Origin of the sequence: Bacillus pretiosus (genome assembly GCF_051294775.1) — a bacterium.
Taxonomy (GTDB): Bacteria; Bacillota; Bacilli; order Bacillales; family Bacillaceae_G; genus Bacillus_A; species Bacillus_A wiedmannii.
Genome location: NZ_JBPPHF010000003.1, coordinates 214,159 through 241,091, shown reverse-complemented (window position 1 = coordinate 241,091; position 26,933 = coordinate 214,159). Strand labels below are relative to the sequence as shown.

The window sequence follows — 26,933 nt, the reverse complement described above, 5'->3', positions numbered from 1 at the left end:
AAAAAAGGAGTGAAATCTCACTCCTTTTTTATTTATAGACTTTAATAAACATTTGATCGCTATTATAAAATTGTGAAGTTAAGCTTATATCTATTTTAAGATTATTTTTTTCTATCATAAGCTTGTGTGTATCTCCTACATCATATTCATCTTTTTCTACATTAGAAGCTAATCGTGTATCAATTTCTTTACTTAAATCTAAGTTCGGATTTATCATGCTAATCCATTTTTTAGCTAACTCTATTAATGATTTGTCATCTTTAGCGTTATCGATTACAAACATGACAAAAAAGTCATTCTCATTATTACCACGTACATAAAAATTGCTACCGAAATCAGCAAATCCTCTTAAGTTAGGAGTTTTTAAAAATACTTCTGAATACGGACCTCCTATATCACTGTACTTTAAATTCACATTATATTTTGCATTAATTTCAGTAACAAGATTTTGTGCTTCCTTAGAGATAGATTTTTTTAATACAGATGATCCGTTCACCCAATAATCTTTATCATAGTAAACATCATCAGTCTCTAACTCTTGCGGGATAACAGTAGGCTTTGACTCAGGCTCTTTTTCTGGTTTTTCGGATTTAATAATTGCATTGTATAAGAATTGTGCATACTGCTCACGAGTTACGATACTTTGAGGGTCAAACATATTATCGCCCGTACCAGCAGTAATTTTATTTTCTTGTAATGCGCTAATAGCGTTTGTTGCCCAGTAATTTTTATTTACATCTTTGAAAGTTGTAGTAGATGTCGCTTTTAAGTTAAAAGCCCTTGTTAATACAGCAGCCAATTGTTCGCGTGTTAAAATATTATCCGGACCAAATGTGCCGTCACCGAATCCACTCATAATACCTGTTTTACTAAGACTTAAAATTTCTTTTTCAAACATATGACCTTTAATATCAGTAAAAGTGTTTGGTGCATTAGGTTCATCTGCTGGATTCAAATAAAGATATATCATTCTAGCTACTTGTCCACGTGTAATACTATCACCAAAACCAAACATTCCGTTTCCATAACCAGCTACAATATTTTTCTCTTTTAAATCCATAATCGCTTTATAGGACCAGTGATTTGCAGGAACATCTTTAAATCCTATCGTGTTTTCTGCTTGTACATTTGTTAGAGGAGCTAGTGTTGTTGATGCAATAACTGTCCCCGCCAAAATTAGTTGTTTAAAATTCATAATTGAATCCCCTTATCCTTAACATAGCGTGTCCATAAAGAATATTACACACACCTTTTTTAATATTAACATATAAAGATCTTTAATGTAGGTTAATTTTGGATATTTCAAGAATATTATTCCATATAATACTGTTTACAAAATTAAAATTATAATAACTGTTTCCAATACGTATTCTTATCCTTTATCCATTTTAAAAAGATACCATTTACAAACTCAAAAAAATCCCCTCAAAGCATCAGCTTTAAGGGGACCCATCCTATCATCTTCTCTCTTCATATAATCGATTTGCTTTATACGAACAAACTAAATACATAACAATTGCAGCAGGGATAAACAACCATGCAAAGCCTCTCATCAATGCAAATGGTGTTTCAAATAAGAATGACCATAGAAATGATATACCTTGCTTATCCCATAGTCCTGGCGTAAAATATAGTTCTTTCGGATTTGCAAGTGCTCCTAAATGAATCGTGTCATTAAACATAAATAGAATTAATATTGGAATAGAGCATATAGCTAATTCTAAAAATGTTTTAGATAGACGTTTATACTTCCCTGCTCGTGACATTTGATCTGAAAAAATGTCATCTTCACTTTCCTCATTTACCTTTTTAAAATAGTGCGTACCTGACCACCAATTACCAGCTATATGCTCCCAGCCACTATCTTCAAATAATGTACAGTAATTAATAAATTCACTTTTTCTACTAAATACTCTATGGTCTATTCTAATCGTCGCATCTTCCGGCTCTGTATATCTAAATGTATAACCAAATGTATTGCTTTCTAGTTGATAGCCTTTCCAAGCCATCTCTTCTAACCATTTTTCCTCTTTCTCAAAGTCTAAAAAGAATTTCAATCTCCACATCATCGTTTCCCCCTGACTATACGTGTAATAAACTTTTTGTAACCTCAATAATGTGCTGCATTCTCATAAAGTCTAAGTGCAATACTTCTTTCCCACGTTCCGTAATGACATACACTTTTCTTCGTTTATCTTCACTTTTTACCGATTCTATTAACCCTTGTTTTAATAAATTTTCAACCGCACCATACAATGTACCCGCTGCGATTTTTACTTGATGATTACTCAGTTCCTCTACCTTTTGCATAATTAAATATCCATGAGCTGGCTCTAATAAAGCTAAAAGAACGTAATATGTTGTTTCCGTTAATGGTAAATTTTTATCTCTATTCATAAAGACCTCCAATGTAACGATAAATATATAGCTAAACTATATAGTCCAACTGTATAGTTTAATTTTATACAGTTGAACTGTATATGTCAAATTAAGTTATAAAAAAACAACCTAGATCCAACATGGGATCTAGGTTGTTTTTTTACATAAACGTAATCGTCACTAAAGAATATCCTTCTTTTGCATTATACGGCTCAGCTTTATAAGAAACACGGTTCGCCCCTTGCGGATAACCGATTTCTCCAATAACTTTTTTCACATCTTGCAACGCACCATCCATTGATTGTTTATAAAGGATTTCAATCTTTGGTGACTTTTCGTTATAACGTTGCTGCATTTTATTTTTGAATTCATTATAGTTATTTGCAATGTATTCATTTCCTAAATAATTTAACTTTGTATCTTTTAATATTTGCTGATATGCAGGGATTTTCGTACCACCTACCGCAATTTTATTTGTTAATGTACTATAATAATTTGTTGTAGCTTGCGGATAGTCCCCGCGGTTCCACTCATGATTTCTTGCGATTTGCTCATCTGATAAGTTGAAATAAGAATATGTTACGCGGCCTTGTTCATCTGGTATTGGATCATCGAATGTTGTATCAAGGTGATACCATTTGTTTTCGATTTTCACTAAATTCCAAGCATGAGGCTGTCCGTCTCCAGTTCCTACTACAAAATGATTCTCAATTCCAGCTTCTTTTAATAATTGATAAGTTAATAGTGCATAACCTTGGCAAACCGCAGAACGATTTACAAGCGCTTCATATGCGGTGTAAGCTTTATAAGACGTATCGTAAGAAATATGCTTTACGACATAATCATGAATCGCCTTCACTTTTTCGTGATCATCCATTCCAACTTGCGTAATAGAAGAAACAATTTCCTTTGCTTGCTTCATTACATATTCCGTTTGTTCTTTCGTTTCACGATATGTAATTTTTAACGTAAACATATAATTTCCAGGTGATCCAGAAATTCCATATGAAACATTCGATCTATTATAATTTGTATACTCATTTTTACTTGCGACTTCTTTATAGGCGTTGAAAAGTGTCTTCATTACTTCTTCCTGATTACCATTTTTCGTTTTATATGGAAGTGTAATATTCGTTTCGTACGCATTAATACGCTTTTGTACTTCATCTTTAAATGCCGCTAATAATGCTGTATCTCCGGTATCTTGCACCGCAACTTCAGGCTTTTTATATTTCAAAGTATTATATAAAAACTGTGCATACTGTTCACGTGTTACCGTTTTAGATGGCTCAAATTTCCCTTCGCCTGTACCAGAAGCAATCCCGTTTGATTGCACCGCACTAATGGCATTTTCACCCCAAAAACCGCTTGGAATATCGTTAAACGTATACTTTTGTTTCGCAGAAAGATGGAAAGCGTTTGTAAGAATTTGTGCCATTTCTGCGCGGCTAACAGAATCTTTCGGTCTAAATCCACCGTTTGCATCACCTTTAAAAACCCCTAATTTCGTTAACGTTAAAACCTCTTCTGGAAACAATGTTGAACCTGAGCGAATATCTCGATACGGATTATTTAAAGTAGATCCATCTTTTAATACGTATCGAGCACCTTCATTACTGAACGTACCACCTTGCTTATTCGGTACTAACACACGATAAATTAAAGCTGCAACCTGTTCTCTCGTCGCAACATCACCGAAACCAAACTTTCCATTTCCATAACCAGAAATAATATTTTTACCCGCTAAATCTTTAATCGCTGGATACGACCAATGCGATGTAGGCACATCAGAAAAAATACCCGCCTCAGCAGCCTTCACATCACTGCCGTTTGTATACAATAAAGCACCACCAATAAGTGATAATGATGTAATTGATTTTAATAGTTTTGTGTACATAATTCCTTCTCCCAATACGTTCTCTATTTTATATTTTGTCGAAAAATCTAAAAATATGACAAAATACATTATACAATTAAAAGGTTTTGAGGGATATATTGAATTTTAAAATATGCAAAAATTCATATTAATATATTTTTCCGTGTTAATATTATGTTGTTTTATTTATGAATATGTATAGGTAGTAACTCGTTATAACTCCCCTCATGGTAATCTCTAATTTTATATTGAAATTCTTTAAAATAATTCTTCTTTATTTCTCAATATAAGGAGTCTTGGATTTCCATTAACACTCCTGTAATATTATTAACAAAGAGTAAGGTAAGAGTTACTCTTTGCCATTTTAGAAGAGGTTCTGTTGGAGACAACAGAACCTTTTTTCATATAGAGGTAGTTTTATTAAATTTTTCACCACTAACTATAAAAAAACATCTTATAATCATAATGTAACAAATTGATGCATTTAGGGTAGATCAACTGCCAGTTACACTAGAACTTATTCTTTTCATTCTTATAGTAATCAGTGCTGTTGGCTATTTAATAAAAGAATACCGACTATCATAATCTAATTTATAAAACATGAATTCCTTCGAATAAAACTCAATATTATGTCCATAATGTTGATAGGCTGTATGCCAACATTCATTTAGTTTTCTCTGTATCTCCTTGTATTGAGCAGTTAGCCATTGCTAGCTGCTCTTTTATATGTAACCTTATTAGACAAGTTTTCATATAATGTAGTCATTCCTTTCTTATAAAGTGAAACTTTAATCAGCCCTCACCAATCGGGCTGCCCGCAAATAGTGGGATAAATTAAACTCGTCACTTGAATTATAAAAAAGTGCTTTACTTTACTGAAAGGTGGTTGCGGAAACAACCGACTTTTTATTTATGGCAAAATGAGATTTCTATTAAGATTCATTACAAAGTATGTTATTACTGGTACAATCTAGTATAATAAATACAGATCAAACATTGAAAGGAAATATGACAATGAAAAGATATTTTAACTTCATTTCACTTTTCTTAACTGTACTCGTAATAATTAATCTTACAAATATACATACAAAGTATCAATTCTTTATAGGTGCATCTATAGCATTATGTTTAACTATTATTTCTACAAATGAAATTATAAAATTCCTTGCTACTAGTAGCTTATTAGTTTACGCATTTGCCGCTTTTACTCTTTTAAGTATTGCTTGCTAACTTTCAATGTCGCTTTTATTAAAATAGCGTTTTTATGTAATTCTAATATTGAGGCACATACGACTTTTTTATTCCAATCACGATTTGTTCATTTTTTTGATACATTTATGGAACATTCATACGTTACGTGGGATAAACCCTTTTGACAGAATGAATAATGAGCTATATCTTTTTCTCAATGAATTTATGTATTTAACATGATAAAATAATAGTTGGATGGGAGTCCAATACATATTATTAAAATTAAGATGGTTCAAGTCGCAGGAAGGCACCTTTGGGTGTCTTTTTTTGTGAAGAATCAGTTTAAAAACTAAAAGAACCTCAATAAATGAGGTTCAAAGAATCTACTATTTTAAATTACCTTCGTAAAAAGCAACTCCATTTTGAACATGTTTTAAATACCACGTAATCGTCCCACCACAAACATTTTCATTAAAACTATTAGCATATACTCCATTTGAGTAATAAAGAGTTCTTTTGAATTTACCATTAGAATACTCATAAGGAATTGAGCATGTTGCTTGCTTCGGAGAGCTCACAGCTTTTTGCGTATCAGCTGAAGCTGCCCCAATTCCTCCTGTTAATGCAATACCAGTTGCCAATAGCCCTACTACTAATTTCTTGAACATAATAAATCCCCCTTTAATAGTTTTTATAGCTTACAATTTAAATGTATCACTTTTGTATTTTATGTAAATATCTTGAATATGTAGAAATATTTATTTAATTTTTGGTAATATTAGGATTTTATTTTATCAAATGAAAAATAGAGGAGTTAGAAAATTATGTAACAATGCATAATAAATCAATCAGATATTATGATATACTCACAAAGAACTGATACAAAATTTCTTTAGATTGGAAAACTAAAGTCTTATCTACCTAACAGGAAGGCGCCTAATGGCGTCTTTTCTTTATTTTCAAAAGGACCTGCTCCATTCATTCTTTAAAACATAAAGTAAAGTGAACCCATTAAAATCCATGGAATGAACCCTAGTTTTACCCTCCTATCTAAAGGAGGCACTATTGTTATGGGATATGGTGGTAGTTGCGGCGAAGGCTGCGGTTTCGCTGGAGGATTTGCTTTATTAGTTGTATTATTTATTCTATTAATCATTATCGGATGCAGTTGTTTCTGCTAAAAAACTATTAGAAAAGGTACCTATATATAGGTACCTTTTTTTTATGTGCTTATTCATTATCTGGTTCCAAACTTTTATCACGATTGGATTTGTTTTTTTCATTTTTCGCATTCGTCATACCTCAAATATGAATCGATTTAAGACATGAGCTTTTAACTAAAAGAATTTGGGACCACTTTTTCCCACAAAGGAAATATCTTTTTTGAAAAACTCTATTATTTTTAATAAAAAATAAGTTCATATAGATGCTATTTATAAAATCCAAGAATAGATAATAGTATAAAAAACACCATTCCTCATAACCTATAAATGGAGTACTACCAGCATTTCAGAAGAAAACCACGCTAAGAGTATGCAAAATTTTATAAAATTTTTCTAGTATTTCAATAATAAACGAGAAACCTAAAAGCTCGCCATAATAGGAATGTATAAAAAAAGCATAGTTCCATAGAACAGAAAAGAAGATTCCCTTGTGAAAGTAGGTTTCTTCTTTTCCCTCTCTACCGATAATGAGACGTTATGTTTACTAATTTTGAATATCGTATACAGACTAAAAACAGAAAAAACTTCCTGTAGTGTAGGTTGTTTTTTCTGTTTTTTTGATGATAGTTGTTAACTGATTTCTCACATTTCAAAAAAACAAATTTTTTGTTTGCTTGTCCACACCATTTCACCTCTTTATGAATTATATAGTATTAAAGGAGGTGAAAAGAATGAATGAAGATATTATTTCAATTGGGGCAAATTGTATAGTGAGAATTAGAAACAGATTCTTTCTTCTAGTAGAAATTGAAGTGGAAGTTGGAAATGTAGCCATAGAGGAATTTGTTTTTATTCGAATATCTGAGCAAGAAGCTAGAACATTGTTAGCAGGGGGTATTCAACGTTGTACTATTTCTAATTGTATTCCTAGGTCTCATGATGATTTAGAGGTAGAATTCATTTGTGTTTTAATCGTGGGTGGGGAAGCATTTGCGGTTTTTGATGTAGAAGACGATGTTGATGAAGCTGTACTTGTTCCAATTTCATTAAGAGAAGCCGAGCGTTTAATCTGTAGAGGAGCAAGACGCTGTACAGTTATTAATAGATAAGAGTAAGCCTTTTGGGAGCTAAAGAGGTTTCATTTTGTGTGGCTTCTTTTAAGAATGATTATGTAAATATGAATATCCTCCAGAGTACTTAACTGGAGGATATTTTTGTAGACTTCTAGATGTATTAACTACCAATAACGAATTTTATGTAAATAAAGCATATGCAGAAACTTTACGTACAATGGCTTTCACAAATTCTTTTAGAAGCTCAAACAAAAACTCCATAGGTATATCACCCTTACAATATACAGTTAATTCTATTCTTTCATATTAGTACAATCTCACCAATAAAAAATGGCTCCATTGCTGGAGCACTCAAAAATAAAATAAGTAAATGAATTAAAACAAATAACAGACAATTTAACTATATAGATTAAATATAAATAAATCCATATATATAATATTACATATTGAAACCTGTTTGTTGATGCTATAATAGGCTTACTCGATGATTGTTATATTTTTTCATGGTTTTTAAGCAATATAATACCTTCTTAACACCAAGTGTACAAGTAAGAGAAGACATCGATTAAGATGTCTTCTCTTACTTGTACAATAACAACACAATAAAATTAAGATGATTCAAGCTGCAGGATGGCACCTTGATATGATAGTAAAGAATACATCATCACGTTGTCAGCAAGCAAAAGTGTATTCTGCATTTCTGAAAACAGTAGATGGCAGATTGTGACCTGCTGAATCTGCTAAGAAAGAATATACAAGCACATCCTTAACATCATCTTTATTTCCACTAATGATGACATCAAGAAAATCTTCTATTTGGAATTCTGGCGTAAACAACACAATCTTAGTTGTTCTATTTGGTTCTAAAGAAACAAAAGTACGAGAGATTTCAACTAACTCATTTTGAGTCGGGAAAGAAATGTTTCGACTTCTCTTAACAGTTACCGTTACATCACTAGTATGGCAGCGTGAATCATTGTTTAACATAATGTTGAGAGCAGTTGGAATAATCCCATTTTCAGAAACTGGAACTCGAAACACTCCCGTAGATTTATGAGCCATATAATCACATCCTTTCAAAATAAAATATACTTACAATACATTAGATGCAAAAAACGTTCATTTTGATAGGGACAAATTACGTGATTAATATATTTATAATAACCCTCGGTATTACTAAGCCAATGACGAAAAAGATGAACAAGTACCGTAAAAAATACGGACTCATATTTCTTCTTTTAAAATTCTTATCTCAGTATTTATAAAATACATATCTTTGTAGAGAGAACATCTAATGAAATTATATATATCAACTAAAAAAATCCCCTCCACAGTAAACAACTTACCATGAAGGGGATTCTTTCAAACTAACATCATTCCTATTTCAAACTGCCCGCAATCTCCGTAAAGATCACCCCAAGCGCATGTGCACCTGCATCTGGATAGCCTAAGCTTCTTTCACCAACTGTACCGGCGCGGCCCATGCGAGCTACGATTTCTTTCGTATACTCTGCCCCTTTAACCGCTGCTTCTGCTCCTTTTTCGAAGGCAACTTTCATGTCTTCTTCGTTTGAAGCGCTAGCTAACCAAGAGTCTACACATGGAGCAAGTGCGTCAACAAGTGTTTTATCACCAACTACTGCTCCTCTGCCGAATGATCTTTCACCGATAGCTTGTATGCCTTGCAGCGCTGCTTGTAACATTTCAGCGAATTCTTTCACTGTTAACTCACGCTTTTCGCCAGCTGCTTTACTAGCTGCGCGGAATGCTCCGCCCCAAATTGGACCAGATGCGCCGCCGCAATGTTCCATAATAATCATCGAACAACCGTCAAGGAACGATCCGATCGTTACGTTTTCTTGATCTACGATAGAATGCCACTCACGTTTTAATTGCTTAAATCCTTTTGCCACACTCATTCCGAAGTCGCCATCACCAGCGTGCGTGTCTAACTCACAGAACGGTACTTCGTTTTTAATAATAACGTCACTCATTTTATCAACGAGATAGATCATGTTGTTTAATGTAATGACATTATCTTTTATAACAGCGTGCTCTTCCGCTGTTTCTATTTCAAAGAAAACTTCCTTCTCTTCTGTCTCTTCAAGTACATTCACATACTCAACACTTTCAACTGGCCCATCTACTTTAAACGCTGGTGTATTACATTCTTTAGATAGTAATGTTTTTAGCTCATCATCTAGTTTCATTACCGTTAAAGACATACCAGCCATATCGATACTCGTCATATAGTTACCGACGAATACTCTATTAATTTTAATGTTTCTAGCAGCTAATTCTCTCGTCACTGCGTTGTTAAATAAGTAAAGTTCTTGTAGTGGTGTTCCGCCAAAACCGTTAACTAGAAGTGCGATTTCTTCGCCGTCTTTTACTCCTAAATCTTTCATTAAATCACTTGTCATACGGTTAGCTAATTCATCAGCTGACATCGTTTTTTCACGCTTAATTCCTGGTTCACCGTGAATACCAACGCCGTATTCCATTTCATCTTCCGCAAGTGTGAAAGTAGGTGATCCGCTCGCTGGAACTGTACAAGAAGTTAACGCTAAACCGATTGTGCGCACGTTAGCCGCTGCTTTTTCTGCGACAGCTTTCACCGCTCCTAAATCCATACCTGCTTCCGCTGCTGCACCGGCAATTTTATGAACGAGAATAACGCCCGCAACGCCTCGGCGTCCTACTGTATACAAACTATCTTCTACCGCAATATCATCATCCACTTTTACGTAGTCGACTTCAATTCCATCTTCCGTCGCTAAATGTGCTCCGTTTTTGAAATTCATAATATCGCCGCTGTAATTTTTAATAATTAATAACGTTCCTTTTTTACTAGCTGTTTCTTTAATCGCTTGATATACCTGAATTTGTGAAGGTGAAGCAAACACATCTCCGCACACTGCCGCATCTAACATTCCTTTTCCGACTAGTCCTGCATGCGCTGGCTCATGACCACTACCGCCGCCACTAATTAACGTTACTTTATTTTCGTTCATTTCTTTCTTCTTAATGACTTTATATTTTTTCAAAAGCTCAAGCTCTGGGTGCGCCATCACCATTCCGTTGCACATTTCCATTACTAATGTTTCTGGTTTGTTTATAATCTTTTTCATTGTGATTCTCCCTCAATTCCTTTAATATATTGTGATATATTTAAAATCTTCTTCTTACTATCCATGTTAAAATGAAAGCGTTTTATAGTAAACGGACAAAATGGACAATCTGTCTAAAGACACCGCTCTCATTTGTAGGTAGGATTTTCATATTACTAACATTCTAGGGATGATTCAGATGACCTCTTCTATAATTTCTAAAAAGATAATCGCGAATTCATTGAAATATTTAATGGAAACAGAGTCGTTTCATAAAATATCAGTGAGCGATATTATGTTACACTGTCAAATGCGTAGGCAAACTTTTTATTATCATTTTAAAGATAAATTTGAACTATTAAGCTGGATTTATAGAGAAGAAACGAAAGAAAACATTATCGACTTTCTCGACTATGAAACGTGGGAAAACATTTTCGATTTATTATTTGATTACTTTTATGAAAATCAAAAATTTTACCGAAATGCTTTTAAAGTCATTGAGCAAAACTCGTTTAATCACTATTTATTTGAGCATACGAAAAACTTATATATGAAGATTATTGATGAACTATCTATGAGCTGTGGATTCAGCCTTTCTGATGAGACAAAAAATACGATTGCCTCCTTTTATAGTCACGGCTTCGTTGGAACGATAAAAGATTGGATTGAAAGCAAATGCGAAGTAGATCCGTCCATTATGTCTTCTCTTATGAAAAATATGATAAACAATCAATTACTACTATTACTGGAGCAATCGGCAAAGTAATTAAAGGGTGGCAAAAGCAATGAAAAAGATTATGAATGATGTACAAAATATCGTTCAAGATATGATGCATGGTTTTTATTTTGAACATAACGACAAAGTGAATTACGACGAAATAAATAACATCATTTATGTAAAAGATATCGAAAAACTGAAGCAAAACGTTGTTATCATAAGCGGCGGTGGTAGCGGACATGAACCTGCTGATATTGGTTATGTAGGAAAAGGTATGCTTACGGCGGCAGTAAACGGCAGTATTTTCACTCCGCCTACAGTGGAACAAATTATTGCGGCAACTCGCCTCATGCCAAAAAATAAAAGTATTTTATTCATCATCAAAAACTTTAAAGATGACGTAGCAAATTTTCTAGCGGCAGAACAAATCGCAAAAGAAGAAGGAAGACAAATTGACCACATTATCGTAAATGATGACGTTTCAATTGAAGATGATGCTTCTTTTAATAAAAGAAGACGCGGCGTCGCTGGTACTGTTTTCGTTCAAAAAATACTTGGTGCGGCCGCTCTTGAAGACCATTCTTTAGAAGAATTAACAATGCTTGGGCAATCTATCATCAAAAACTTACACACATTAGGAGTCGCACTTTCACCTACAAACGATCCAGTGAAAGGAAAAGCTTCATTCACATTAAACGAAGATGAAGTCTTTTATGGCGTTGGTATCCATGGTGAAAAAGGATACCGTAAAGAAGCACTATCCTCTTCTGAAATATTAGCGATCGAACTAATGAATAAATTAAAAAGCATTTACCGCTGGAGAAAAGGCGACAACTTCGCTATTCTCATTAACGGATTAGGCGCAACCCCACTAATGGAGCAATACATTTTCGCAAATGACATTCGCCGTTTATGTGAGCTGGAAGGATTACATGTGAAGTTCGCAAAGGTTGGTACATTGCTGACTTCTTTAGATATGAAAGGTGTTTCGCTGAGTTTGCTTAAGGTGGCGGATTCGGATTGGGTGAAGTGGTTGAAGGAAAATACGGAAACTGCTAGTTGGTAATACAAATAGGATGGCTTCAATGGGCCATCCTATTTTTGTACGTAATTCAGCTATTAAAAAATTCAATTACTGAAGAATTCTGCCCTCAATATTACAGCAAATTTACATTAAAAATGTAAATCCTCATTTCCTTCGTATTTTCCTTTACTAAGTCTTTTTCTTATGAATAATTCTGCAACAATTAAATTGGGTACCCACGCTAACCAAGCAATAATAGCGTAACTAAGTTCAAACCGCTCTATTCCAAATAGAACGATAAACAACGGTAGCCAAATTCTTAATGTAACTGCTCCAAAGGTTAAAGAATAATTTCTAATCATCCAATTCCGATGGTCTTTAATTTTTTTATTCTTAACTCTATGTAACGCTTGATATGCTGATGTTAGCCAAAATACGGATAACAAACCGAAACCTAGCTTCGCTACCAATCCTCCCGTAGCATAAAAGGATAGATATAGTCCAGAAACGCCTCCTAATAATATACCAACCATATAGATTCTCCCAACTATTCGATGACGGTTGATATTCCTTTCTCTAAATTTAGTGGATAATGTAAAAGGACCTATTACTAATGCTACTATACTAGTTGTAATATGTATAAATAGCATCATATACCAGAACGCACTTAATTTAGATCCAAACATAAGCTTCGCTTTTACAAGCCCTGTTTGAAATCCATCCATAATAAAATATTGGACAACAACATAACCAGATACTAAAAGAGCAAAAAAAGTAAATACAAACCAAATTTTCCTGTTCAAATTTTAGTGCCTCCTTATTACATTAAGGAATTAGATTATTCATTACTGTTCATTCTAGGGAAAAATAGAAAAGCCTTCTTCATACATAAAAACCCTCACGTATATCGTTCTATACTTGAGGGTTTACTCATCTATCCCTTCTCATCTCTCATTTTCTTACATCAATAGTCAGCTCATCTGTAATCTGCTCAAGATGGAAAAATCTTTTTATATAATGGGTATCAGACCATTTCTCTTCCCCACCAATAATAAATAATTCTTGCGCATCATACATAAATGAAAAACTTGGATAGAAACTGTCAGCCTTTATTTCAATCTCACCAGTACGATTACTGATCATCTTACAGTCTGCTGAATAGCTTAATAACGTATAGAGAGAATCTTGTGCTGATTGGAAGAAATACTAGAATCATTGTATAAACGTGATAGCACAAGAGCATAATCACCTCACTAAAGGATGACAGGTCTTCCAAATAAAGCTGGATGATAAATTAACATCGCACCTACAAATGAACAAACTAAACAAAAAACAGCCTCGTATTTTATGACTAAAGAAGAGTTCGTATCAAGCTTTTTTCCCTCTCTTTTACATATCATTTTAAACATTTTAAATAAAACTCTATATATTACATACCCAATAATCGCCCCGAGGGTATTCGTAAATAAATCATCAATGTCTGTAATTCTATTATTTAGTAATTGATTTAACTCAATTGCCAATGAAAAAAAGAATCCTGCACATACGGTGTTTTTCATTTTTCTAAACTGTGGCCAAATAGTCGGTAATAAAAAACCGAACGGCATAAACAGTACAATGTTCAAAAGATACGTAGTACTACCTGCCGTATCAAATAGAGTCAAGTTAATTTGACTGACACGAATCCACTTTTCATATCTACTTATATCCCATACAGTCGCGATTTGAGTCACCTTATACACTAGCGAAAGGTAGAACAGAAAAACATATACCCATAAAAAATGCCGAATAGATATATTTCCTTTCGCTTTAAAATAACATCCAATTTGAAACACAATACAAAAAATAATAGTAAAAAAATAAGTATACAAATAACTCATCAAAACTCCTGTATGCATGTAGAATCCCCTAACTTTACATTTTCATCTATAACTTTATCGTTTTTAATATCCTTCTTGATGTAACTCATTTATAGGATAGGAAAAACTTTTAAAATAAAAAGTGGGGTAAACATAAAGTTTTTCTTAAATCTTCAGTTAGGTTTTATTATTACTCTTCTTAGGAATCCGCCATTGATAGCTAGGCAACAACATGCTTAAACCTAACAATATTATCATTTTTGCACGTAATCCTCGTAGTACTTTAACCGATGAAGCATATATAAAATCATGTGAATCGTTTGTTCAGTTAACACATGAAATTAAGAAATATATGACGTACTATAATCACGCTTGCTATCAATAGAATTTAAAGAAGATGACTCCTGTTTGCATACAGAAATCATCTTTTTTAGGTTGCCTAACTTTTTTTAGAATGTCCTTTACAAAGGGTACAGATCAAGAGTACCTTATTCCTATTCAAAGGGATCAACTATGCCTTCTTCCCTTAAAATTACTAAAACCCATTTACAAATCTATAAAAGTAGATATAATATCCTTATGGAACCTTTATTAATTTATAAAGCATTGTCAAATGAAACACGATGTCAAATTTTATCATGGTTGAAAAATCCAGAAAACCATTTCGATGAAAAACCTTATCTAGAACAAGACCTTAACTTTCAAGTTGGAGTATGTGTAGGAGATATCCAGCTTAAAACTGGCTTAGCCCAATCGGTTATTTCTAGTTATTTATTAACTATGAAAAAAGCAGGATTACTAGAGTCTGACCGAATTGGAAAATGGACCTACTATCGTCGAAACGAAAAAACAATACGAGAGTTTTCTGAATACGTCCAAAACGAATTATAAAATGAAAGCTAATAATCAATCAGCATACTAATTGATTATTAGCTTTCACACATTCTGCTTTTTTACAGGTATCCAATTACTTTTTTTATAAATTGCACTGCCTATAAAAGCAAGAAACATCGAAAGGAGAAATTTTTTTGATATATCATATCTAGTTATTTAGATATCTGTTATTGTATTTCAAATTACATACTCCTGATAATATTGGCATCCAATCATGCTTATAATAATGCTTCTTTGTTAATGAATTTACTTTCAAAATACTGATACGAATGGAGAGTTTTATAAATGAAAAAAGTAAATCCTTTACTTATTCTGACACTCGCAATAGGTGTGTTCGGAATTATTACTACCGAGATGGGTATTGTCGGCGTATTACCACAAATCACTGAAAAATTCGGAATTTCAACTACACAAGCTGGATTTTTAGTAAGCATATTTGCACTAGTTGTTGCTATTTCTGGTCCGTTTTTAATTCTGCTCGTCTCTAGTATTAATCGCAAAATAATTTTATTAACAGCAATTTTCATATTTGTTATTTCAAATTTAATCTACGCTTATACAACGCAATTTGAAATCATGCTTATTTTTCGTATTTTACCGGCAGCGCTTCATCCACTCTTCTTTTCAATCGCTCTTGTAACAGCTGCTAAACTTGTCCCTCCAGAAAAGAGCGGTCAAGCAGTTACAAAAGTTTTCATGGGAATTACTGTTGGCTTTGCTTTAGGTGTACCACTAACCTCTTACCTTGCAGACCAATTTTCACTCGAAATTGCTTTCTTATTCGGAGCATTCGTTAACACTGTTGCATTCATTGGAATACTACTCCTACTCCCTTCTATGCCTGTTAAAGAAAAAATGTCTTTCGGCAAACAAATTCGTATACTCGGCAAACCAGGATTATGGTTAAATATTTTAACCGTCACATTCCTTTTTGCAGCCATGTTTTCCGTATACAGCTACTTCGCTGAGTACCTTGCAAAAGTAACTTCCATGAATGGATCTCTCATCAGTATCATGCTATTCATATTTGGCATAGTTATGATTTTAGGTAATCATTTATTTGGTGGTCTCCTACAAAAAAGCATAATAAACACTGTAATATCATTCCCTATTCTATATTCTATTGTTTACATATTGGTTTATTATTTAGGTTCCTACCTTGTTCCCATGATTTTTATAGTATTCGTTTGGGGAATCGTACATGCTGGTGGGTTAATTGTTGGTCAAACATGGTTAATAAGTGAAGCTAAAGAAGCACCTGAATTTGGTAATAGTCTATTCGTTTCGTTCTCAAATCTCGGAATTACTTTAGGAACCACTATTGGAGGCTGGTTCATTTCAAACTTAGGTATTCACCAACTTATTTGGAGCGGATTTATATTCACACTACTCTCATTTCTATTAATTATAATAAAACTAAAATTTTTCAATTCTAATAGCCAGGCTGCATTATCAAGCTAGTACATTTTCAGTTCCAAATTCGATAAAAAACATTATAAATTCTTCTTATAAGATTTTATTAACTAAAAAGTATAATGCTCAGAGCCTTTAGCCATAATTACGACTAAAGGCTTTTTTGTATATAAAAATAATTCTAAAAGGAGCTAATTTTATGGAACATAATCAAAATGGAGTACTTGCTTTAATTGTTTTGTTTTTAGGATTAGTGTTTTTTGTTAGTGGAATGGTTTATCATTTATAGGGTTCTTTTTAATAGTATGATTGTAATCACTCATAAAAACCCTCCAGTATATCGTTCCTTTATTAATTTCAACGTTTAGACAGATACATAATTCCAAAACTAAAACGTTTATTGCAATTATCGATATGGAACATTTCCAAAAACAACTTAACATGGTAAAATAATATTCGGACGGGAGTCCAATATTATTAAAATTAAGATGGTTCAAGTCGGAGGAAGGCACCTTAGGGTGTCTTTTCTTTATTTTCAAAAGGACCTGCTCAATTATTGTGTAAAAAACATAAAGTAAGTTGAATCCATTAAAATACATGAGTGACCCCTTGTTTTCCCCTCTTATTAAAGGAGGAACTATTATGGGATTTGGTGGTAGTTGTAGTAGTGGTTGTGGCAGCGGCTTTGCTTTACTAGTTGTATTGTTTATTTTATTGATCATTGTTGGAGCTTCTTGCTTCTGCTAAAAAACTATCGGAAAAGACACTCTTATATGGGTGTCTTTTCTTTGTAATAAAAAGCTTTCTATAAAGGAAGGTTTTCACATCCAAATTAGTGATTTACACAGCACTTTATTCCTTCTCATCCCTCATACTGTAATACCCCAAATTAATAATAACCAAGAAATACCCACCCATAATTCCAGCAGCAAATGTCCACATGTACTCACGATGTTCAATTTCATACATAATAATCGCGCCGAGTATTGCGGCTGCGAACCGATTTATCATTCCAAGCATCGGTGCTTTTTCTTTTTTTACAATGCTATTTCCGAACTTTTCGATACGCCTTCCTAAAATCCAGGCGCAGTACATACATACTAAAAGGCCAATGCTTATCCCTACAAACTGGGCTCGAAAAGGTGTCATCAGCCATCCCAATAACATCACGCCTAGCAAACAATATATTTGTATGTTGAATGACCTTAATGCCATACGAATCATGTTATGCTCCTTATCTTTCCTATTAATCCCATCTTTCGGACTTCAAGCTTTCCGATATATCCTTTTTAAAATGGGGGAATTTGATTTTGCTCACCATTAAATAAGCGAGTACGCATGTGCCAAATGCCACGGAAACTGGGTTATTTAGGAGGCATAAAATAAGAAGACACATTGCCGCAAATGGAATGGGCATTCCGATAAATGTTGGGAGTTTGCTTTGTTGTGTATTAAATCTAGCAAGCCGCAGCATTCCGCAAATACTATACGCGAGTGCACATATCATCCCAATAGACTGCAAATCTTTTAAAGCGACACTATAGGCAAGAATAGATGGTGCCACACCGAAGGTAACTAAATCCGCAAATGAGTCTAACTCTCCGCCAATTTCCGAAACAGCATCAAGTTTCCGAGCAACCATGCCATCAAACAGATCAAATACCATCCCTGTAATAATGAACATAACTGCACCATACATATCGTGAACGAAAACAGCGTGAATAGCCAAAAGCCCGCATACAAAATTTGCTATCGTAATCATATTTGGTATGTAACTCATCACACTCTTCCCCTCCTTTCTACTAATTGCTTCATCTTCATTCTCACTCATTAGACTGAAGATCCTTCTGTTTTTCTTCCAATATCACTTTATTTATTTTCGTTAACGTATCAGTCATTTGCTGCAAAGCTTCGATATCAATTTTCGAGAAATACTTCTCGATTAATACATCATCTAACTTCGACAATTGCTCCATATACTTACTACCGTTTGGACCGAGTGTAAGGAAATACTCCCTTTTATTATTCGGATTAACTTGCTTTGAAATCATCTGTTGCTTTTCCAATTTCGATAAAACTTGGCTCACAGCACTTTTCGTTATATTAAACGTACTCGCAATGTTATTTGCTGTTGTGTTTTCATTTAAATTGATATGAAATAGCATGCTCTCTTGCTGCCCAGTAAGACCGAACTCATCCTTTAAATCTTGAAATAGTAAAATGTAGAGTTCCGTGTAGGCTCGATTCATTTCATTAATTACTTCTTTATATGATCTCGTCATAGCGTTCTTCCTCCAATTATGCTGCTCTTTCATCTTATCTGATAGTTTAGTTCACTTAACTAAACTATATTATACCTTTATGTTTGTGTAAAGGGAAATGTAGTTCAGTACTTTCCTATAGTACTGAATACAGTATGCTATTTTATCTTTTTTACTGCTTTTAATTGGTCAAATTGCTATCTCTCTGGCACATTACATCCGTAATTTCTAATAAATAAACATATTCATTTCAAAAATTCCATATAGACCCAGTAATGGTTAAAATGTTATAATGAAACTACCCTACATAGTTACTCATATTCAAACTGAGGAACTAGCGTCTTATTAAGCAATGCGCATAACTCAAATAAAAAAGACACTTTACAGTGTCTTTTTTATTTTTTTTCATAAGAATTATCTCTTTTATAAACAAAATCTACTCAACAACAAAGGAGAATATCGAATGGAGAATACTGTATCGAGAGAACTACGTAACATACGTATATGCTTTATCATCTTGATCATTGTCATTGCGTTTTGGGATCGTGAGAAAACTGTGGAAATCACTGACCACGGTAGCGATCCTATCGTAAACACGAGCAATATGACCCCAGTTGGCGATAATACATTTGCCTATAAAGACGAATCTAATCAAATTAAAATATTTAAATTTAACCCAGATACAAATGAAATAAAACTAATAAAAGAGTTTTATGCTAGCGAATATTAATTACATAAAGGCATCTTAAGGTGTCTTTTTTTATTTTCAAAAGGACCTGCTCACGTTTATGCGTCAAAACATAAAGTAAATAGAATCCGTTAAAAAACACGAGTGACCCTTTGTTTTCCCCTCTTATTAAAGGAGGAACTATTATGGGATTTGGTGGTAGTTGCGGCGGAAGCTGCGGTTTTTCTGGAGGATTTGCTTTATTAGTTGTATTGTTTATTTTATTGATCATTGTTGGAGCTTCTTGCTTCTGCTAAACAAACTATCGGAAAAGACACTCTTATACGGGTGTCTTTTCTTTGTAAACTAAAATGTATGTGAAATGAAAACATAGTAAAAATGGGATACTTACTCAAATTGTTTTTCACCTTATAAACTATATCCAGAAAGTTGGATAGCTCCTTTTACTACTCATATTATTAATAAATAAAGCAATAACTACAATAACAAGGGAACCGACTAAAACCGGTGTTACTAAATAACTCCAACTGTATGCTCCTAAAATAACGACAATGGGATCAGCCCCTGCCGGAGGATGCGTTGTTCTTGTTAACATCATAATAGCAATCGACATACCAACTGCTAAAGCAATTGTCCAATATTCATCCCCAAACAAATGATATATTGATAGACCAATGAAAGTTGAAATCAAATGTCCTCCGATAATATTACGCGGCTGAGATAGCGGTGCATTCCAAACTCCAAACGCTAATACACAACTCGCTCCAAATGGAGCCATTAGTAATTCTGTAGAAGTTATACTCGTTAAATATGTTAAGGTGAGAATCGTTAAAAATCCCCCCAATAATCCCGTTAAAGAGTCCTTTATATTTACTTGTAATGGACTTCTTCCTTTCCCTTTCATTTTTGCAAAATATCGTACACTTATTGGTTGATCCTCTTTCTGCTTAGCTGCTGTTATATTACTCATCATTCTCCTCCTTTATTTACCAATAATTATATTCCGAACAAACTAACCAGTCAATATCAATTTTAGAGGTTAGTTTAAAAATGCAGAAAAAAAGAATCAACTGTTATAAGTTGATTCCCTAAACTTCTTCAGACTTTCGAACCTGAAATTTTGCTACCTTTTTTCGGTTCCCACATATTTTCATAGAACACCATTTTCGCTTTCCACTTTTATCTATAAATAATAAAACACAGTCAGGGTTTGAACACCTTTTAAGAGAAATAAGCTCATTTGATGCTATTAACGTTAAAGCATCAAATGCAATTAACGATACAAGTACATCCTCAATTTTTCCAACTGGAATAGGTACTAAACTCTGTTCAATAACTTTATATGTAAATGGTGCCTTCTCAATTTGTTTTTCTAAATACGTAATAAAATCATCAGAAATTTCGTGCTGATCGGCAATTGCCTCAAACTGTTTTCTCAGTAATTCTCTTAGCTCTAGTATGCTAGATGTAACTTGATTCATTCGCTCTTGAATTCCTATAAGTGGTTTTTCGTCCGAAAAAGGAAGATTAACCTTTATTACATGTAGCCATTCTAATACATCTTCATCTGTTATTAATAAATCATAACGTTGTCCACGCCTAACTAACTCTGTATTCACTAAATCTAATGAGAGATTTCCAGATATAAGCGGGAATTGTTTTCTTTCCTGCATGTACTCATCACCTACTCTTTAAACAATCATATTCCAAATTAATACAGAAGTGCAACTTTTTTATAAACTACAAAGTATGAAGACCAAAGCCTTTAGCCATAATTATGACTAAAGGCTTTTTGTATATAACTTAAAAAGGAGCTGACTGTATGGAACATAATAAAAACGGGATGCTTGCTTTAATCGTTCTGTTTGTAGGACTAGCTTTTTTTGTTTTCGGTATGGTTTATCATTTATGGGGCTCCGTTTAAAACAAAAATGAATCGCATCGTTAGAAACGTTCTCAAACAACTCTATCCCCACCTACAATTTGTGAATAGTCCTTGAGATAATCTCCTTACATACTACATGTTGTAAAATGATAATAAAGTTATTAAATTTTAAAGGCTCAAACAAGCATAACCCCGTTCTAAATTTAGGACGAGGTTATGCTTGTTTAATTTTTAAAGTAAAATATTTACTACACTAAAAAATATAATAATAAAGCCATTTAAAAATCTAAGTTTTATCCAACAATAGCTGCCGTTTGTTGAAAAGAAAAAATATTGCTTTTTGAAAAAATTTATAACATATATTTCTTTCTCTTTGTTCAATTTAACCTTATTTTTCTAACAATAAGGCTATGGTTTGACTTCCTCCGTTGCCAGTTTCACCAGAAACATCATCGTAAATTTCTTTTACAGTAAACCCTACAGCAGTTACCTCTTTGATGAATAATTCTTTTGTGAAAAATTGATACCAAATGTTGTAAGTTTCTATTTTATCATCGGTTACCACTGTTGTTTGTTCTAATGTTACTCTATCAGGATATTTGAGATTTCTACCGATAGCTAAATAGCAATCCTTTGACCAGAAACCACCATTTTCATTCATACTCCAATATTGTTCTTCCTTGAACTGATCAAATTTATTTTGAGAGAAAACATCCAATAACAACTTTCCACCATTCTTCAGACTGTTCCAAATGTTAAAAAGTAATTTACTACGATTTTCAGGCGCAAGAGCACCATAATCACAATATATCAATAGGGCCAAGTCATAGATATTTGAATCATTTAATTCCAAATAATTTTTATAGCGATATTCAATATCATAATCTAACTTTTTTGCTTGTTCTTTAGCATAACGAATTGAGTTTTCAGAGAAGTCTATCCCTGTTACTGTATAACCTTTTCTAGCTAATCGCTCACTATAAAGACCTGGACCACAACCTAAGTCTAGTACTTTTTGATAAGATTTTTTGGGAGCTATTTGTTGGATAAAATCAATAGATTTATCAATAAACTGAAAACTCCTACTAGCTCCTTCAGTATCAGGACTTAAATGAGCTTCTAATAATTTTTTAGCAATATAAGGATCTTGCCAAAAAACATTATCAGTTTGTTCAAATCGTGAAGGTACCTGCAATTGGTTTAATAAATTATTCATAAAAACTTCCTCCTAAAAATTTTCAAACACAAAAAACCGCAGAGCTTTACTCTGCGGTTAAAAAAGAGAACAAGTCCGTAGAGTAAAAAAATCAAATGGGCATACCGAATAAACACATAAAAATGCGTATTTCAGTTTGCTTCAAATTGATTTATTTACTCTTTTCCAGTCATAACAAAGTTCACGAAAACCAAACTTCTGCTATGCCGAACTTCTTCACCTATCCTTTTAGTGTTTGTATAAATATAACAGACCATAAACTACGAGGTCAACTACTAGTTTAACCCATTATTCAAGGATATGGCACGATTGTTGAATAGAATGACTTGCATTTTTAAAAAGCTTTTTTCACTTTTTACATGTAGAGTTTTTTATGAATAGATACCTATTAAATAAAGAATGAGAAATGTATATTCAATTCTATAAAAATAGTGTGCTACTCCAATTGGTCTTGTTTCAAAAACAGATGCTACCAGTTCATCGTCTATACTAAATTATCATTTGTAATGGAGAAGCAAAATAAAACTGAGCATGTGAATTGAATTTCTCTGTGATGTTCAGTTTAAAAAATATGTTAGACTGAACAACGGTAGCTTCATTAGATTTTCCTCTTGTTACATTCTTAATGTAACAAGATAAAGATGTATATTAGTGAATAATTTTGATCTTGTAACAAAATTTAATCTCAGTCGGAAGTTCAACTGCTAATTTTGCTGGTTACAAAGCAGACGATTGATAGACGAAACTAGCTTAATTGAATCCTTATTTTATTCAAAAATCAATATCATAACAATATATAGATTCTGAAAATTGATTATGTTATTATTTTTCTATCAAGGGAGGATTAAACATGTTACTAAATGAAATAAAAGTTCCGCCTGAAGAACTTGAAAGAATTTCAAAAAATTTTCACCATGCAGGCATAGAGGCAAAAATGAAACATGAGAATCTCAAAAAAGATATTGATATGCTATATAACAGTTGGTATGGATTATCATCGCAACACTTTTTTATAGCTTTCAACCTTTCAAGAGGCATACTTGATACATACGTAGACAAGCTAGAATATATTGAAAAAAAGCTTGCGCAAATTGCCGAAAAATTTAGGAATACAGATGAAAGTTATATATTTGAAGAGAGTTCTAATCTATTAAAAACTAGTAAAGATTATATAGAAAGTGGATTGTATGGGGATACCTTAACATATGAAGTAACTGGAGAAATCCCCAAAAATTTTGACTCAATACCCTCTAAACTCCTAGCAGGAGAGCAAATTGGTGGTGAAGCCAAAGGAGCTGTAGTAGATTCTGGATATAAGTTTTTGGATGAAAGTACACTTCATGAAAAATTGGTAAGTGGCGAAGCAAAATTAGCTGTGGAACAGGGAAAATTTGAAGCTTCTGCCGATGCATCCCTCATTGATTTTTCATATGATAGCGAGCAAGGGCGTGTAAGTACAGAATTTTTACATGGTGAAGCTAAAGCAGAAATTGGTGCTGGTGGAGGAGAAATAGCAGCAAAAATAGATGGAGCTAAAGTAGAAGGTGAATTCAAAATACCTATATGGGGAAACTGGGAAATCACTGTTGGTGGTGATGCCTCTTACGGTAGTTTAGGTATCGCAGCTGGAGGAAAAGTAAGCAATTCCGGCGGAGAAGCACACGGAAGCCTAGGTGTAGGTCCTTTTGGATTAGGATTTAAGTTAGGCGTAAATAAACACAATTAATGTAAAAAAGGGGTACTTTCACAATGTCATTTGAGACTATAAAAAAAATTTTTATCGGTTTTGGAACATTAATTTGTATAATCAATATCATTTCTATTTCATTTTTATCTAATTTAAATATTGGTTCAAAAATTAAAAATATAGCTTTTGTATTAATTTTATTCCTTATCATTTGGTTTATTCTTTATAAAGTAATTGCATTTATTTATAAAAAATATGAAATTCGTAAAAAATACTAAGGGAGATATGTCATGGAGAATACAAAAGAATTCCTTCCAATTGGAACTGTTATTACAATTTATGGACTAGAACAAAAGGTTATGATTTATGGAAGAAAACAACAACAATCTAACGAAAAAAAAATTTGGGATTATGTTGGTTGCCTTTACCCTTATGGTAACCTTTCAAAAGATTATAATGTTTTTTTTGATTATATACAAATTGAAGAAATTTTATTTACTGGATATGAGAATGAAGAAGAACTTTCCTTACGAAAAGAACTCATATGAATTTTTAAAGAGGATGCAAAGATGCATCCTCTTTAATTTATCTTCCGTCCGAAAAATGTAAAAACAAAAACATCTTTTGTCCATTTTCCTTTCCCATACATATAAAATACAAATCCACTAATACTAGTTAGTATAAGAAGCACAACGAAATATATCCAATTTTTGTTATTACCATTCTTTAAGCTATCTATAATTTGCTCCTTAGTATTTCCCATATAAACAAATTTTCCGTATCTACTAGGTAATTCTTTTATTACCTTTCCCTCTACTGATCCAAGTACAACTACATTTTCTTTATTTTCTACTGCTCTAAATGAATAAAAACTTTTTCTTCCATCTGCTAACTTTGTAGTATTCACCTGAATATCATTTATTCTTGTTGAAATTACATTCTGACTATTTAATTCCATAAATGGAGTTTCAAGAGACACATTTTCTTTATTTATTAATTTTAATTCTTTATTTCCAATATGTATTGGTTCATTATAAAAAGCTGTTACTTGGCCGTTACTCCATAACGAACGATTTGGTGCAGAAGTCTGTGTATAATATGTCGTTTTTTTCTTTTGAATTCGATTCACTACCGCATACCCATCAGCAAGTAGCGTTTCATCCCCTGTTACATGTTCAGAATATACCTCTCCCCTTACAAAGTATATACCGTTTTTAACCTCTTTATCGCTTGAAATCATCTGTACATCACCGAGTTCATTCCAGACTAAAAAACTATTTAAACTCTTATACCCATAAAAAACAAATACCATTAATAAAATTGTAAACAATGCCCCTATTTTAATTGTTGCCTTTTTATTCACTGGTTGTTATACCCCCATATGCTACGAATACTTTTATCTTAATTATAATTAGAGATATTATTGATGTACATATATTAATCTTTTTTCCCTAAGCTAACTTTGTTACCTTCTATTTAAGTAAACGTCAAGTAACGCTGAATCTACACACTTATTTGTATTTTGCTCTTCCATTTCAGCCAATAATAAAGCTGGTGAAGCGTTAAGTTCTGTTTTCCGCACCGGACAACTAAAATATATACAACTTAATATCATATAATTCGTATATATGCAATATTACATAAAAATATTTACTATTACATGCTATACTAAAACAGGAGTCGACAATCGTTATTTTCTTCTTATTTTTAAAGCAATATGGATATACCTTCTTAACTCATTTGGATTGTACAAGTAAAAGAAGACATCTTACTAGATGTCTTCTTTTCTTATATTTTTATGAATTCCTTTGAGCAGATGCTCTCCAAGCACGAAAAGATGTTGGGTGTCCAGAATGAGCTCTTTGCTTTGCAGCAGCAACAGCTGGTTTTTCTTCAATAGTCGTTGGTTTCTCTTCCACAATCGCTGATTTTTCTTCAAGAGTAGTCACAGCAGTTTGTATTTTTTCCAACTGCTCTTTTAAAGCTTGCTGTTCAATCTTTAAATCCGTAAGTAATCGTAAAATCATTTCAGAATTGGCCATAAAGATCCTCCTTCCCCCAATACACAGAATAAAATACAATATGTCATCAGCATAATACCCGTGACAAAATAAGGTCGTCAATTCTTATAAAATCTAAGTATCTTTTATTTTTCAAAAGGACCTGCTCAAGTTTATCCGTAAAAACATAAAGTAAATTAAATCCATTAATTAAATGGTCTTTATGGAAGGAGGAGTTAATATGGGATATGGCGGTAGTTGTGGTGGAGGCTGTGGTTTCGGCGGCGGATTCGCTTTACTTGTTGTGCTCTTTATCTTATTAATCATCGTAGGAGCTAGTTGTTGGGGCGGCGGATTCGGCTGCTAAGGAGAGGCACTCTTGAGAGTGTCTTTTTTTTATGTTTTTAGATGTACAGCCCCTTCGCATTCGCACATTTTAAAATTGACATAGCACTTCACGCACCATATACTGTTAACAACAGTATACTGTCATTAA

General features: G+C 33.0%; 31 protein-coding genes and 2 pseudogenes. 15 read left to right on the top strand and 18 right to left on the bottom strand.

All coding sequences use genetic code 11. The features are described from left to right. Positions 1-28: 28 nt before the first annotated feature. From ACSG5Z_RS17735 to ACSG5Z_RS17720, 4 genes are all read right to left on the bottom strand, one after another. On the bottom strand, positions 29-1,195 hold the full coding sequence (locus tag ACSG5Z_RS17735) for an S-layer homology domain-containing protein (RefSeq protein WP_327957861.1): 1,167 nt from the start codon (positions 1,193-1,195) through the stop codon (positions 29-31). 262 nt (positions 1,196-1,457) lie between these two features. After that, on the bottom strand, positions 1,458-2,069 hold the full coding sequence (locus tag ACSG5Z_RS17730; protein ID WP_435711867.1) for a DUF2812 domain-containing protein: 612 nt from the start codon (positions 2,067-2,069) through the stop codon (positions 1,458-1,460). Positions 2,070-2,082: 13 nt separating this feature from the next. Further along, positions 2,083-2,397 (bottom strand): PadR family transcriptional regulator, encoded by a 315-nt coding sequence (locus ACSG5Z_RS17725; protein ID WP_001078066.1) that lies wholly within the window; start codon positions 2,395-2,397, stop codon positions 2,083-2,085. A gap of 142 nt (positions 2,398-2,539) precedes the next feature. Then, positions 2,540-4,276, bottom strand: coding sequence for an S-layer homology domain-containing protein (locus tag ACSG5Z_RS17720; protein ID WP_435711866.1), 1,737 nt, complete (start codon positions 4,274-4,276; stop codon positions 2,540-2,542). A gap of 993 nt (positions 4,277-5,269) precedes the next feature. Here ACSG5Z_RS17720 and ACSG5Z_RS17715 point away from each other — a divergent pair. Then, complete coding sequence (locus ACSG5Z_RS17715; protein ID WP_137014997.1) at positions 5,270-5,485, top strand: hypothetical protein; 216 nt, start codon at positions 5,270-5,272, stop codon at positions 5,483-5,485. Positions 5,486-5,832: 347 nt separating this feature from the next. Here the strand turns inward: ACSG5Z_RS17715 and ACSG5Z_RS17710 are convergent, their stop codons facing one another. Next, complete coding sequence (locus ACSG5Z_RS17710; RefSeq protein WP_000473837.1) at positions 5,833-6,114, bottom strand: LCI fold-containing protein; 282 nt, start codon at positions 6,112-6,114, stop codon at positions 5,833-5,835. Positions 6,115-6,516: 402 nt separating this feature from the next. Here ACSG5Z_RS17710 and ACSG5Z_RS17705 point away from each other — a divergent pair, with 402 nt between their 5' ends. Continuing rightward, positions 6,517-6,627 carry a YjcZ family sporulation protein gene (locus ACSG5Z_RS17705; RefSeq protein WP_000540371.1) on the top strand — a complete coding sequence of 37 codons (111 nt, stop codon included), beginning with the start codon at positions 6,517-6,519 and terminating at the stop codon, positions 6,625-6,627. A 713-nt stretch (positions 6,628-7,340) separates the two neighbouring features. Further along, positions 7,341-7,718, top strand: a complete 378-nt coding sequence (locus tag ACSG5Z_RS17700; RefSeq protein ID WP_001001284.1) for a hypothetical protein — start codon at positions 7,341-7,343, stop codon at positions 7,716-7,718. A 636-nt stretch (positions 7,719-8,354) separates the two neighbouring features. Here ACSG5Z_RS17700 and ACSG5Z_RS17695 read toward each other — a convergent pair. Together ACSG5Z_RS17695 and dhaK are read right to left on the bottom strand one after the other, a co-directional pair. Then, the gene (locus tag ACSG5Z_RS17695; RefSeq protein ID WP_087979654.1) at positions 8,355-8,744 is read right to left on the bottom strand and encodes a hypothetical protein; all 390 of its coding nucleotides are present in this window, start codon (positions 8,742-8,744) and stop codon (positions 8,355-8,357) included. Positions 8,745-9,061: 317 nt separating this feature from the next. After that, positions 9,062-10,813, bottom strand: a complete 1,752-nt coding sequence (gene dhaK, locus ACSG5Z_RS17690) for a dihydroxyacetone kinase subunit DhaK (protein WP_435711864.1) — start codon at positions 10,811-10,813, stop codon at positions 9,062-9,064. Between the two features lie 178 nt (positions 10,814-10,991). On the opposite strand from dhaK, the gene dhaS reads away from it, so the two are divergent. Both dhaS and dhaQ read left to right on the top strand, forming a co-directional pair. After that, on the top strand, positions 10,992-11,558 hold the full coding sequence (dhaS, locus tag ACSG5Z_RS17685; RefSeq protein ID WP_000204216.1) for a dihydroxyacetone kinase transcriptional activator DhaS: 567 nt from the start codon (positions 10,992-10,994) through the stop codon (positions 11,556-11,558). Positions 11,559-11,577: 19 nt separating this feature from the next. After that, entirely contained in the window at positions 11,578-12,576 is a 999-nt protein-coding gene (gene dhaQ, locus ACSG5Z_RS17680; protein WP_435711863.1) for a DhaKLM operon coactivator DhaQ, read from the top strand. 107 nt (positions 12,577-12,683) lie between these two features. Here the strand turns inward: dhaQ and ACSG5Z_RS17675 are convergent, their stop codons facing one another. The 3 genes and pseudogenes from ACSG5Z_RS17675 to ACSG5Z_RS17665 all read right to left on the bottom strand — a co-directional run bounded on the left by ACSG5Z_RS17675 (position 12,684) and on the right by ACSG5Z_RS17665 (position 14,432). Further along, positions 12,684-13,337, bottom strand: a complete 654-nt coding sequence (locus ACSG5Z_RS17675; protein ID WP_435711862.1) for a DUF2306 domain-containing protein — start codon at positions 13,335-13,337, stop codon at positions 12,684-12,686. 148 nt (positions 13,338-13,485) lie between these two features. After that, positions 13,486-13,740: pseudogene (locus ACSG5Z_RS17670) on the bottom strand (hypothetical protein); the annotation flags it as partial. Between the two features lie 47 nt (positions 13,741-13,787). Further along, positions 13,788-14,432 (bottom strand): VanZ family protein, encoded by a 645-nt coding sequence (locus tag ACSG5Z_RS17665; protein WP_097890606.1) that lies wholly within the window; start codon positions 14,430-14,432, stop codon positions 13,788-13,790. 244 nt (positions 14,433-14,676) lie between these two features. On the opposite strand from ACSG5Z_RS17665, the pseudogene ACSG5Z_RS17660 reads away from it, so the two are divergent. The 4 genes and pseudogenes from ACSG5Z_RS17660 to ACSG5Z_RS17645 all read left to right on the top strand — a co-directional run. Continuing rightward, a pseudogene (locus ACSG5Z_RS17660) lies at positions 14,677-14,778 on the top strand (TetR family transcriptional regulator); the annotation flags it as partial. A gap of 194 nt (positions 14,779-14,972) precedes the next feature. Next, positions 14,973-15,284 (top strand): ArsR/SmtB family transcription factor, encoded by a 312-nt coding sequence (locus ACSG5Z_RS17655; protein ID WP_000433539.1) that lies wholly within the window; start codon positions 14,973-14,975, stop codon positions 15,282-15,284. 288 nt (positions 15,285-15,572) lie between these two features. Then, complete coding sequence (locus ACSG5Z_RS17650) at positions 15,573-16,748, top strand: MFS transporter (protein WP_435711860.1); 1,176 nt, start codon at positions 15,573-15,575, stop codon at positions 16,746-16,748. A gap of 594 nt (positions 16,749-17,342) precedes the next feature. Beyond that, complete coding sequence (locus ACSG5Z_RS17645; RefSeq protein ID WP_080492803.1) at positions 17,343-17,447, top strand: YjcZ family sporulation protein; 105 nt, start codon at positions 17,343-17,345, stop codon at positions 17,445-17,447. Between the two features lie 105 nt (positions 17,448-17,552). On the opposite strand, the gene ACSG5Z_RS17640 is transcribed toward ACSG5Z_RS17645, so the two are convergent. Genes ACSG5Z_RS17640 through ACSG5Z_RS17630 form a run of 3 tightly spaced genes read right to left on the bottom strand, consistent with a single transcriptional unit; the run spans position 17,553 to position 18,982 of the window. Next, positions 17,553-17,924, bottom strand: a complete 372-nt coding sequence (locus ACSG5Z_RS17640; protein WP_435711858.1) for an ATP synthase subunit I — start codon at positions 17,922-17,924, stop codon at positions 17,553-17,555. Between the two features lie 22 nt (positions 17,925-17,946). Next, positions 17,947-18,531 (bottom strand): CDP-diacylglycerol--serine O-phosphatidyltransferase, encoded by a 585-nt coding sequence (gene pssA / locus ACSG5Z_RS17635; protein ID WP_435711857.1) that lies wholly within the window; start codon positions 18,529-18,531, stop codon positions 17,947-17,949. Continuing rightward, positions 18,524-18,982, bottom strand: coding sequence for a MarR family winged helix-turn-helix transcriptional regulator (locus ACSG5Z_RS17630; protein WP_098082430.1), 459 nt, complete (start codon positions 18,980-18,982; stop codon positions 18,524-18,526). The genes pssA and ACSG5Z_RS17630 overlap by 8 nt, the downstream gene beginning before the upstream one ends. 442 nt (positions 18,983-19,424) lie before the next feature. Here ACSG5Z_RS17630 and ACSG5Z_RS17625 point away from each other — a divergent pair, with 442 nt between their 5' ends. Then, complete coding sequence (locus tag ACSG5Z_RS17625) at positions 19,425-19,691, top strand: YmzC family protein (RefSeq protein WP_435711856.1); 267 nt, start codon at positions 19,425-19,427, stop codon at positions 19,689-19,691. 143 nt (positions 19,692-19,834) lie between these two features. Next, on the top strand, positions 19,835-19,945 hold the full coding sequence (locus ACSG5Z_RS17620) for a YjcZ family sporulation protein (RefSeq protein ID WP_000505686.1): 111 nt from the start codon (positions 19,835-19,837) through the stop codon (positions 19,943-19,945). Positions 19,946-20,064: 119 nt separating this feature from the next. Here ACSG5Z_RS17620 and ACSG5Z_RS17615 read toward each other — a convergent pair whose 3' ends face one another. The 3 genes from ACSG5Z_RS17615 to ACSG5Z_RS17605 form a co-directional block, all read right to left on the bottom strand. Then, positions 20,065-20,619, bottom strand: coding sequence for an HPP family protein (locus ACSG5Z_RS17615; RefSeq protein ID WP_435711854.1), 555 nt, complete (start codon positions 20,617-20,619; stop codon positions 20,065-20,067). Positions 20,620-20,737: 118 nt separating this feature from the next. Further along, positions 20,738-21,322, bottom strand: a complete 585-nt coding sequence (locus tag ACSG5Z_RS17610) for a CGNR zinc finger domain-containing protein (protein ID WP_087985704.1) — start codon at positions 21,320-21,322, stop codon at positions 20,738-20,740. A 600-nt stretch (positions 21,323-21,922) separates the two neighbouring features. Continuing rightward, complete coding sequence (locus ACSG5Z_RS17605; protein ID WP_435711853.1) at positions 21,923-22,750, bottom strand: class I SAM-dependent methyltransferase; 828 nt, start codon at positions 22,748-22,750, stop codon at positions 21,923-21,925. A gap of 850 nt (positions 22,751-23,600) precedes the next feature. Between ACSG5Z_RS17605 and ACSG5Z_RS17600 the strand changes: the two genes are divergently transcribed. Genes ACSG5Z_RS17600 through ACSG5Z_RS17590 form a run of 3 tightly spaced genes read left to right on the top strand, consistent with a single transcriptional unit; the run spans position 23,601 to position 24,985 of the window. After that, positions 23,601-24,476, top strand: a complete 876-nt coding sequence (locus tag ACSG5Z_RS17600) for a WXG100 family type VII secretion target (protein WP_435711852.1) — start codon at positions 23,601-23,603, stop codon at positions 24,474-24,476. 23 nt (positions 24,477-24,499) lie between these two features. Next, the gene (locus tag ACSG5Z_RS17595; RefSeq protein ID WP_435711851.1) at positions 24,500-24,715 is read left to right on the top strand and encodes a hypothetical protein; all 216 of its coding nucleotides are present in this window, start codon (positions 24,500-24,502) and stop codon (positions 24,713-24,715) included. A gap of 12 nt (positions 24,716-24,727) precedes the next feature. Further along, on the top strand, positions 24,728-24,985 hold the full coding sequence (locus ACSG5Z_RS17590; protein WP_199696117.1) for a DUF4176 domain-containing protein: 258 nt from the start codon (positions 24,728-24,730) through the stop codon (positions 24,983-24,985). 32 nt (positions 24,986-25,017) lie between these two features. Here ACSG5Z_RS17590 and ACSG5Z_RS17585 read toward each other — a convergent pair whose 3' ends face one another. Then, positions 25,018-25,800: a hypothetical protein gene (locus ACSG5Z_RS17585; RefSeq protein WP_435711850.1), complete on the bottom strand. Its 783-nt coding sequence runs from the start codon at positions 25,798-25,800 to the stop codon at positions 25,018-25,020. A gap of 433 nt (positions 25,801-26,233) precedes the next feature. Then, positions 26,234-26,479 carry a hypothetical protein gene (locus ACSG5Z_RS17580; protein WP_046957167.1) on the bottom strand — a complete coding sequence of 82 codons (246 nt, stop codon included), beginning with the start codon at positions 26,477-26,479 and terminating at the stop codon, positions 26,234-26,236. A gap of 199 nt (positions 26,480-26,678) precedes the next feature. On the opposite strand from ACSG5Z_RS17580, the gene ACSG5Z_RS17575 reads away from it, so the two are divergent. Continuing rightward, a complete protein-coding gene (locus ACSG5Z_RS17575; RefSeq protein ID WP_000540377.1) occupies positions 26,679-26,804 on the top strand; it encodes a YjcZ family sporulation protein in 126 nt (41 codons plus the stop codon). Positions 26,805-26,933: the final 129 nt, after the last annotated feature.

Coding starts and splice junctions, on each gene's coding strand:
- ACSG5Z_RS17590 (WP_199696117.1), top strand. CDS start 24,728: ATGGAGAATACAAAAGAATTCCTTCCAATTGGAACTGTTATTACAATT.
- ACSG5Z_RS17650 (WP_435711860.1), top strand. CDS start 15,573: ATGAAAAAAGTAAATCCTTTACTTATTCTGACACTCGCAATAGGTGTG.
- ACSG5Z_RS17700 (WP_001001284.1), top strand. CDS start 7,341: ATGAATGAAGATATTATTTCAATTGGGGCAAATTGTATAGTGAGAATT.
- ACSG5Z_RS17710 (WP_000473837.1), bottom strand. CDS start 6,114: ATGTTCAAGAAATTAGTAGTAGGGCTATTGGCAACTGGTATTGCATTA.
- ACSG5Z_RS17720 (WP_435711866.1), bottom strand. CDS start 4,276: ATGTACACAAAACTATTAAAATCAATTACATCATTATCACTTATTGGT.
- ACSG5Z_RS17625 (WP_435711856.1), top strand. CDS start 19,425: ATGGAGAATACTGTATCGAGAGAACTACGTAACATACGTATATGCTTT.
- ACSG5Z_RS17615 (WP_435711854.1), bottom strand. CDS start 20,619: ATGAGTAATATAACAGCAGCTAAGCAGAAAGAGGATCAACCAATAAGT.
- ACSG5Z_RS17595 (WP_435711851.1), top strand. CDS start 24,500: ATGTCATTTGAGACTATAAAAAAAATTTTTATCGGTTTTGGAACATTA.
- ACSG5Z_RS17605 (WP_435711853.1), bottom strand. CDS start 22,750: ATGAATAATTTATTAAACCAATTGCAGGTACCTTCACGATTTGAACAA.
- ACSG5Z_RS17725 (WP_001078066.1), bottom strand. CDS start 2,397: ATGAATAGAGATAAAAATTTACCATTAACGGAAACAACATATTACGTT.
- ACSG5Z_RS17695 (WP_087979654.1), bottom strand. CDS start 8,744: ATGGCTCATAAATCTACGGGAGTGTTTCGAGTTCCAGTTTCTGAAAAT.
- ACSG5Z_RS17575 (WP_000540377.1), top strand. CDS start 26,679: ATGGGATATGGCGGTAGTTGTGGTGGAGGCTGTGGTTTCGGCGGCGGA.
- ACSG5Z_RS17580 (WP_046957167.1), bottom strand. CDS start 26,479: ATGGCCAATTCTGAAATGATTTTACGATTACTTACGGATTTAAAGATT.
- dhaK (WP_435711864.1), bottom strand. CDS start 10,813: ATGAAAAAGATTATAAACAAACCAGAAACATTAGTAATGGAAATGTGC.
- ACSG5Z_RS17640 (WP_435711858.1), bottom strand. CDS start 17,924: ATGATTCGTATGGCATTAAGGTCATTCAACATACAAATATATTGTTTG.
- ACSG5Z_RS17665 (WP_097890606.1), bottom strand. CDS start 14,432: ATGCATACAGGAGTTTTGATGAGTTATTTGTATACTTATTTTTTTACT.
- ACSG5Z_RS17730 (WP_435711867.1), bottom strand. CDS start 2,069: ATGATGTGGAGATTGAAATTCTTTTTAGACTTTGAGAAAGAGGAAAAA.
- ACSG5Z_RS17620 (WP_000505686.1), top strand. CDS start 19,835: ATGGGATTTGGTGGTAGTTGCGGCGGAAGCTGCGGTTTTTCTGGAGGA.
- ACSG5Z_RS17645 (WP_080492803.1), top strand. CDS start 17,343: ATGGGATTTGGTGGTAGTTGTAGTAGTGGTTGTGGCAGCGGCTTTGCT.
- ACSG5Z_RS17705 (WP_000540371.1), top strand. CDS start 6,517: ATGGGATATGGTGGTAGTTGCGGCGAAGGCTGCGGTTTCGCTGGAGGA.
- ACSG5Z_RS17735 (WP_327957861.1), bottom strand. CDS start 1,195: ATGAATTTTAAACAACTAATTTTGGCGGGGACAGTTATTGCATCAACA.
- dhaS (WP_000204216.1), top strand. CDS start 10,992: ATGACCTCTTCTATAATTTCTAAAAAGATAATCGCGAATTCATTGAAA.
- dhaQ (WP_435711863.1), top strand. CDS start 11,578: ATGAAAAAGATTATGAATGATGTACAAAATATCGTTCAAGATATGATG.
- ACSG5Z_RS17630 (WP_098082430.1), bottom strand. CDS start 18,982: ATGACGAGATCATATAAAGAAGTAATTAATGAAATGAATCGAGCCTAC.
- ACSG5Z_RS17655 (WP_000433539.1), top strand. CDS start 14,973: ATGGAACCTTTATTAATTTATAAAGCATTGTCAAATGAAACACGATGT.
- ACSG5Z_RS17715 (WP_137014997.1), top strand. CDS start 5,270: ATGAAAAGATATTTTAACTTCATTTCACTTTTCTTAACTGTACTCGTA.
- pssA (WP_435711857.1), bottom strand. CDS start 18,531: ATGAGTGAGAATGAAGATGAAGCAATTAGTAGAAAGGAGGGGAAGAGT.
- ACSG5Z_RS17600 (WP_435711852.1), top strand. CDS start 23,601: ATGTTACTAAATGAAATAAAAGTTCCGCCTGAAGAACTTGAAAGAATT.
- ACSG5Z_RS17610 (WP_087985704.1), bottom strand. CDS start 21,322: ATGCAGGAAAGAAAACAATTCCCGCTTATATCTGGAAATCTCTCATTA.